The organism is Haemophilus sp. SZY H56 (assembly GCF_054332415.1).
This window is the reverse complement of sequence record NZ_JBTGNX010000008.1, coordinates 101,110-108,558: the sequence shown is the minus strand read 5'-3', so window position 1 is coordinate 108,558 and position 7,449 is coordinate 101,110. Positions and strand designations below refer to the sequence as shown.

Sequence of the window (7,449 nt, the reverse complement as noted above, 5' to 3'; positions counted from 1 at the left end):
GAAGAGTCCGCTGCACTTGCACTGTTAGATGCCGCTGACGCTGAGCTGTCCGCTGCAGATGCGCTGTTAGATGCTGCCGAAGCTGAACTGTCCGCTGCGCTTGCACTATTGCTTGCCGCTGACGCTGAACTGTCTGCTGAGCTTGCGCTATTACTTGCCACGGATGCGGAAGATTGCGCAGAACTTGCACTGTTGCTTGCCGCTGAAGCTGAAGATTTTGCAGAGTTTGCTGCACCTACTGCATTTGAAACCGCTGAACTAATCGTATTTTTTGAAGTTTGCGACCAACCGTAGACAATATTACCCATCTTATCAGTGGAAACTTCAAGATCATCAGTAGCACCAAATGTTACACCACCATCGTTCTTAAGATCCCAACCAACAGCTTCACCTTTATCATTCTTTAATTTATTAACGTTATTCGCAATATTAAACTTGTACTGTCGCTGATGTAGCGCACTGATTGCACTACTTGCTGCATTTGCCGTATCGCGGGCGCCAGTCGCCACTTGATAAGCCGCTGAAGCTGAATTACTTGCGGTGCGAGCTGTTGTTAAACCTAAATTAGCCGTATTCTGAGCAGATGAGGCCACTGTACTCGCTGTTTGCGATACATTTAATGCATTATTGGCAACTGTTGTTGCAGAAGAGGCCGATGTACTTGCCTGTTGCGCTGTGGTTAAAGCATTCGATATATTACTTTTGGTTTTTTGAGATAAACCATATTGCACCGAACCATTCTCATCATTGATATATTCAACCTCAAGATCGCCTGTATTCTCAACGGCAAAATTAATTCTATTTCCTGTACCAAGATTCCACGTTTTCGCTGCTTTTCCTGCAACACGAAACTGATACTCGGTCTCTTTATCCGCTTTTGAATCCGCTACCGTATTAATTGCTTTAGCAACATTTTTTGCTCTTGCCACAACATCATCATCGATTGCTTCTGATGCTCGCCCCTTGCTCACTGTGATATCTTGTGTCTTCACATTAAACGTAACGTCTGCGCCTGACGCAGTTGATGCCACACTTGCGGTGGTATAAGCACCATTTACAAAATTAACGTTTTTGTTGTTTGTAATGCGCGATGTATCCGTCCCTGCTTGTTTAACATTAAAGCCACTTTTTGTTAATACGTGATAAAGTTGGCTACCATTTACAGCGTCTGTACTGGACTCCGCTATTTCACCCGCACCAACATTAACAATCTGGCGAGTAAATGGGGTTTTACCACCTGAGCCAGCATTACCTATAGAGAGTGTGCCAATATTGTTTTTACCTGCTGACACCGCAGTAACATCTTGCCCATCTTTATTTTTATAAGTAATATCTAGGTTACTTGTCGATGTTGACAAACTATAAGAGCCTGAACCTAAAGCAATGCTATGAGCTTGATCATTACCAGCCGTAACGACAGCTCCTTCACCAAGGGCTAAACCACTATTTGCAAGCACCTGTGCATCGGAACCTATCGCCACGCCTTTAGAGGCTGTTACAAGGGTTTTAACCCCAAAACCGATGGCATTCCCACCATTAACGCTTGTCGCTAAATTGTCTTTACCACCAATCGCAATATCACCATTTTTGACGGCTTTTACTCCCCAACCGATGGCGATAGGCCCATTACCTTGGTCAAGACTTGTACTCTTTGGGTCACCTGCTGTCCCTCCTGCAATGGCGATAGCACCTCTGTCGTCAGTTCTAACTGCTGTATCTCGATTTCCTGCTGTTACTGCAGCATAAGCGACATCACAGATTTGAGAAAAAAATAAGGCTAAAACGGATAGTTTAAAAAACTTTCCCGTTGTGGAATTTTTTGATGAACTCGAGGATGAGGCTTTTGCTTCCCCTTTTGCTAATTCGGAAGTCACCACTAATGATTGCGTGGTTTTATTCCAAATAATCTTGAATACTTTATTCACTTTTCGATTATCCTAAATAATGATTAAAAATAAATTTATTTACAATACAAAAATACATACTGCAAATATACACATAGAAATGTCATTTTCGCTCAATAAGGCTAAAAAGCCTACAAACAGATGAGCCTATCAATTCTATGACAAATTAATGAATCAAACAAGAACAGAAAAAATACAATAATGAGAAGGCAGACCGACCGTGATCTTCAAGGTAATAAAAAAACCTATACACCAAGTGTGTATAGGTTTTTTTTATAATATACGCAATGCTTCGATTCGTTTTTCTAGCGGAGGATGGCTCATAAAGAGTTCACTACGTTTACCGTTAATCATAAAGGCATTAAGTGAACCTTCCATCTCTTGCGGCTCATGAATTTGCTGTAAACGTTGCAATGCCGCAATCATTTTTTCTTTACCGACAAGTTGTGCAGAACCTGCATCTGCGCGGTATTCGCGATAACGAGAGAACCACATTGCGATGATGCTCGCTAAAATACCAAACAAGATTTCTAACACCATTGAAACCAAGAAGTAAATACCTGAGCTACGGCTTTCTTCATCACCATTACGAGAACTTGCTACCACATTAGCAATCACGCGAGATAAGAAAATCACGAAGGTATTCAATACGCCTTGTAATAAGGTCATAGTCACCATATCACCGTTTGCGATGTGTGAGACCTCGTGAGCCAATACCGCTTCAGCTTCTTCTTCCGTCATGGCGTTTAATAAACCCGTACTAATTGCCACTAAAGAATTGTTTTTAGTTGCACCCGTCGCAAAAGCATTCGCATCATTAGAATGGTAAATCGCGACATCCGGTATTGGGATGCCTGCTTGTTGCGCTTGACGACGTACCGTTTCAACCAACCAACGTTCAGCTTGATTACGTGGTTCGGTGATCACCTCTGCACCCACAGAACGTAATGCCATAGTTTTTGATAAAAATAATGAAATCAATGATCCGGCAAAACCAAAAAGCATCGCCATAATTAAAATGCCACCTGTACTATTTCCTGCAATACCGGTCACATTTAAAATAATCCCTAACACAAGCATCACAGCAAAGTTAGTGGCTAAAAATAAAAGGATTCGCATCATAATAAAGTTCCTCAATAAACTAGAAAGTAAACACGGCAATAATGGAGAATTTTTTACAAAATTCAAGGTTAAACAAATAATTTATTGTAAATCTTCTAAGGTATTAAAATTTACAAATCGTCCTTCTTGTTCGTCAAATTGGACAGCAACCGCGCCATTTTTGTTCATAAATTGTAATAAACGACGTTCGCCTTGGTTTAAATAAGCGCGTAACTTCTCTTTAAGCTGAACTGACATCAAACAAAATGTCGGGTGTTCACGCGCTTTATCTTTTGCATAAGCCATCAAAGTGCGGTCATTTTTAACCGCACTTTTTAGTTTTTCTAATAAGTTTTGCGGAAAATACGGGCTATCACAAGGCACAAAAAGCACGAAATCCGTTTTAGCTTGTTCGAGTGCTGTTAACATACCGCTCAATGGTCCCTGAAAATCAGGCAATTCATCTGAAAATACAGGAAAACCCCATTGTGCATATTCCGCATGGTGACGATTAGCATTAATTGAAATATCAATCACTTGAGGTTGTAAGCGTTCAATCACATGGCTAATTAATGGTTTATTTTGTAAAAGCTGCAAGCCTTTATCCGCCCCATTCATCCTCCGTGCTTTTCCTCCCGCCAAAATAACCGCACTTATTGTGTATTTCATATTTTCTTATTGCCTTATTTGAAGTATGATCTAGCCTTATTTTTCTCCATTTAAAAGGAAATAGCAATGAAATGTAAGCGTTTAAATGAAGTATTGGAACTTTTACAACCTTATTGGTCTAAAGACCCAGATCTGAGCTTGCTACAAATTCTGCAAAAAATTGCTGATGAAGCGGGATTTGATAAATCGGTAGCAGAATTATCTGATGAAATTATTATTTATCATTTAAAAATGCACGGCACAGATAAATTTGAGCCAATTCCAGGCATCAAAAAAGATTATGAAGAAGATTTTAAAACCGCATTGTTAAAAGCGCGCGGAATTATTAAATAAGGAAAACAAATGAAAAACATTTTATTTTTACTCGGTGCTTTATTTTCATTTAATGCATTCGCAGCTAATCTAGAAGAAGGGAAACAATACATTCAAGTGGGCCAAACCGCTTCCGTACAACCAGAAGTCATTGAATTCTTCTCTTTCTACTGCCCACATTGCTATGCCTTTGAAATGGAATACCACATTCCAAAACAAGTTGCAGAAAGCTTACCAAAAGGTACTGAATTTAAACAATATCACGTTAATTTCTTAGGTCGTCAATCTGAAAACCTCACTCGTGCATGGGCATTAGCGATGGCACTTGGTGCTGAAAACAAAGTGAAAGCGCCTTTATTCGAAGCGGCACAACAAGATAAATTAAGCTCAATGAACGATATTCGCAAAATCTTCATTGATAACGGCGTTACAGCTGAGCAATTTGATAACAACATCAACAGCTTTGCTGTAAACGGTTTAGTGAATAAACAAGTAAATGCAGCGGAACAGTTCCAAGTACGTGGCGTACCTGATTTCTATGTCAATGGCAAATACCGTGTAAACCCTGAAGGCTTAAATTACGACGATTTCGTCAAAGATTATGTAGAAACCGTGAAAGGTTTATTGCAAAAATAAAAAAAAATTGGTTTAATGCCTGCCGTTTTTAAATATAAAGAAGAGAGATGATTTTATGGCTGCTAGTTTCAGTGTTACTCGTCGTTTTTTTGACGACAAAAACTACCCACGCGGATTTTCCCGTCACGGTGATTATACAATCAAAGAATCCCAAGTATTAGAGCAATATGGCCAAGCGTTTAAAGCATTAGATTTAGGTGAACGCAATCCAGCGACACAAGAAGAAAAAGAATTTGTTGCATTTTGCCGTGGTGAACGTGCGCCGGAAACTTTCTTCGAAAAAACGTGGAATAAATATCGTACTCGCATCAACACCACAAAACGTGTTTACACCTTATCGGGTGATGTGAGCGAAGCGACTTCTGGTGGCGAAGATTATTCTGGCGAATAATACATTTTAAAAGGCAGGCAGAAGCTTGCCTTTTGCTTTTTTACCAATCCCCATGCTTGCCAAGGGCTGTGGGATATTTATCATTCAAACGTAAACATCAATGCAACTACCCATTTCCCAATATACCGAACTCCTGCAAAAAAAGACCGAAAAGCTGACCGCACTTTTGCAGCCCTTTAACGCCCCAGAAATCGCCGTGTTTGATTCGCCAACTAGCCATTATCGGATGCGTGCAGAATTTCGTATTTGGCATGATAAAGGCGATTTTTATCACATCATGTTTGACCAAAGCACCTTACAGCGTTATCGAGTGGATGAGTTCCCAATTGCCAGCGAACTGATCAATCGCATGATGAAAACCTTACTGCCATTGTTAAAAACTCAGGAAGTATTACATAAAAAACTGTTCCAAATTGATTATTTGAGCACGCTCAGCAATAAGATTATTGTCAGCCTGCTTTACCACAAGCAACTCACAGAAGAATGGCAAAACGCTGCTACACGCTTAAAAGAAGCATTACAACAACTTGGTTTTGATGTGCAGTTGATTGGTCGTGCGAGTAAACAAAAAATCTGTTTAGAGCAGGATTTTGTTGATGAAGTGTTACCGGTGAAAGGGCGTAATTATGTTTATCGCCAAGTGGAAAACAGCTTTACCCAGCCTAATGCAGCGGTAAATTGCAAGATGTTGGAATGGGCGATTGATTGTACCCAAGGTTCGCAAAGGGATTTATTGGAACTGTATTGTGGTAACGGTAATTTCTCCATCGCCCTTGCACAAAACTTCCGCAAAGTACTTGCTACCGAAATCGCCAAGCCATCTGTTGCGGCTGCACAATTTAATATTGCGAAAAATGGCATAGATAATCTGCAAATTATCCGTATGTCGGCAGAAGAATTTACCCAAGCCATGAATGGCGTACGTGAGTTTAATCGCTTAAAAGGCATTGATTTAAAAGCCTATCAATGCAATACGATTTTTGTGGATCCACCACGAGCAGGGCTTGACCCTGACACGGTAAAACTGGTGCAGAATTACGATCGTATTTTGTATATTTCCTGCAATCCACATACCCTTTGTGAGAATTTGCAAACCCTAAGCCAAACCCACCGCATTGAAAAAGCGGCGCTGTTTGATCAATTCCCTTATACAGATCATATGGAAAGCGGCGTATGGCTGGTGAGAAAATAAAAATTCAACTGCTTGCTGAAGCGGGAACATCGTCGGAATTGACCGCACTTTGTTCCCCTTTTGGTATTGAGCATTGTACTGAAAGCCCGCTTGCATTGGTGCGAACCGAAACCCACCTTGCCCTACGTAAACTGGATGAACCTAAGTTGGGCGATGTCTTTGTAGATTTCGTAGCCGGTGCGATGGCTCATCGTCGTAAATTCGGTGGAGGTCGTGGTGAGGCAGTTGCCAAAGCTGTAGGCATTAAGGGCTCAGAATTGCCTTCCGTGATTGATGCCACAGCAGGGCTTGGTCGAGATGCCTTTGTTTTAGCTTCTATCGGTTGCCAAGTGCGCTTAGTAGAACGTCATCCAGTGGTATATTTACTTTTACAGGATGGACTCAACCGCGCCTATCAGGATGCAGAAATAGGTGAAATGATGCAACAAAATATGCAATTACTAGATGTTCATCATATTGCCGAACTTAATCCACAAACCGAGAGTGCCGATGTAGTGTATTTGGATCCAATGTATCCACACAAGCAAAAATCCGCCCTAGTTAAAAAAGAAATGCGGGTATTCCAACATTTGGTTGGTGCAGATTTGGATGCCGATGAGCTCTTGACACCTGCGCTACAATTAGCCCGTAAACGCGTGGTGGTAAAACGTCCTGATTATGCGGAATTCTTAGCGCAAAAAGCGCCCCATGTTAGTCGTGAAACCAAAAATCACCGCTTTGATATTTATATGGGAGAAGCACAATGCTAAAAGAAAGTGCAGTTGTAATGAGCTATGATGCGAAAACAGGCCTTGCTAAAGTGAAATGTCAATCACAAAGTGCCTGTGGAGCTTGTTCGGCTAGAGAAGCCTGTGGAACAGCTTCCCTTTCTGAGCTTAACGGAAAACGAGGTGAACATATCTTCACGGTAGAAACCATCACGCCACTCCGTGCAGGCCAAATGGTAGAAATCGGTCTAGAAGAAAAATCCATGTTATTTTCTGCATTATTAATGTATATCGTGCCGCTTTTCACTCTATTGTTTGCAACATTACTTTCTAACTATATCAGTGAAAATGAGCTCATCCGTGCGATTTTAATCTTTATTTTGACCGCACTTTCCTTTGTGATGGTTAAACGTTACACCCACAAACTCGGCCAACAAACAGAATTTCAGCCTGTTTTGTTGAGAGTGTTGTCCTAAATAAAAAGAACAGCTGAAAACAATTAAATTTTCAACCGCTCTTTTATACTTAGCTTATTAC

9 protein-coding genes are annotated in these 7,449 nt (G+C 40.8%); 6 read left to right on the top strand and 3 right to left on the bottom strand.

Going from position 1 to position 7,449, the window contains the following annotated elements:
* The 3 genes from ACXVWP_RS07585 to mobA form a co-directional block, all read right to left on the bottom strand.
* Window positions 1–1,925, bottom strand: a 1,925-nt coding sequence (locus ACXVWP_RS07585; protein ID WP_369866758.1) for an ESPR-type extended signal peptide-containing protein, incomplete at its 3' end; no start/stop codon positions are given.
* Between the two features lie 252 nt (window positions 1,926–2,177).
* Window positions 2,178–3,029: a protease HtpX gene (gene htpX, locus ACXVWP_RS07580; protein ID WP_289902391.1), complete on the bottom strand. Its 852-nt coding sequence runs from the start codon at window positions 3,027–3,029 to the stop codon at window positions 2,178–2,180.
* 78 nt (window positions 3,030–3,107) lie between these two features.
* Window positions 3,108–3,674 (bottom strand): molybdenum cofactor guanylyltransferase MobA, encoded by a 567-nt coding sequence (gene mobA, locus ACXVWP_RS07575; protein WP_289902337.1) that lies wholly within the window; start codon window positions 3,672–3,674, stop codon window positions 3,108–3,110.
* Window positions 3,675–3,740: 66 nt separating this feature from the next.
* Between mobA and ACXVWP_RS07570 the strand changes: the two genes are divergently transcribed.
* From ACXVWP_RS07570 to ACXVWP_RS07545, 6 genes are all read left to right on the top strand, one after another.
* Entirely contained in the window at window positions 3,741–4,007 is a 267-nt protein-coding gene (locus ACXVWP_RS07570; protein WP_289902338.1) for a YihD family protein, read from the top strand.
* A gap of 9 nt (window positions 4,008–4,016) precedes the next feature.
* Window positions 4,017–4,622, top strand: coding sequence for a thiol:disulfide interchange protein DsbA (gene dsbA / locus ACXVWP_RS07565; RefSeq protein ID WP_289902339.1), 606 nt, complete (start codon window positions 4,017–4,019; stop codon window positions 4,620–4,622).
* Between the two features lie 55 nt (window positions 4,623–4,677).
* On the top strand, window positions 4,678–5,013 hold the full coding sequence (locus ACXVWP_RS07560; RefSeq protein ID WP_289902340.1) for a MaoP family protein: 336 nt from the start codon (window positions 4,678–4,680) through the stop codon (window positions 5,011–5,013).
* 100 nt (window positions 5,014–5,113) lie between these two features.
* Window positions 5,114–6,205: a tRNA (uridine(54)-C5)-methyltransferase TrmA gene (trmA, locus tag ACXVWP_RS07555; protein WP_289902341.1), complete on the top strand. Its 1,092-nt coding sequence runs from the start codon at window positions 5,114–5,116 to the stop codon at window positions 6,203–6,205.
* A complete protein-coding gene (locus tag ACXVWP_RS07550) occupies window positions 6,187–6,954 on the top strand; it encodes a class I SAM-dependent methyltransferase (protein WP_289902342.1) in 768 nt (255 codons plus the stop codon). The genes trmA and ACXVWP_RS07550 overlap by 19 nt, the downstream gene beginning before the upstream one ends.
* Complete coding sequence (locus ACXVWP_RS07545) at window positions 6,948–7,388, top strand: SoxR reducing system RseC family protein (RefSeq protein ID WP_289902343.1); 441 nt, start codon at window positions 6,948–6,950, stop codon at window positions 7,386–7,388. Before ACXVWP_RS07550 ends, ACXVWP_RS07545 begins: the two co-directional genes overlap by 7 nt.
* Window positions 7,389–7,449 lie beyond the last annotated feature (61 nt).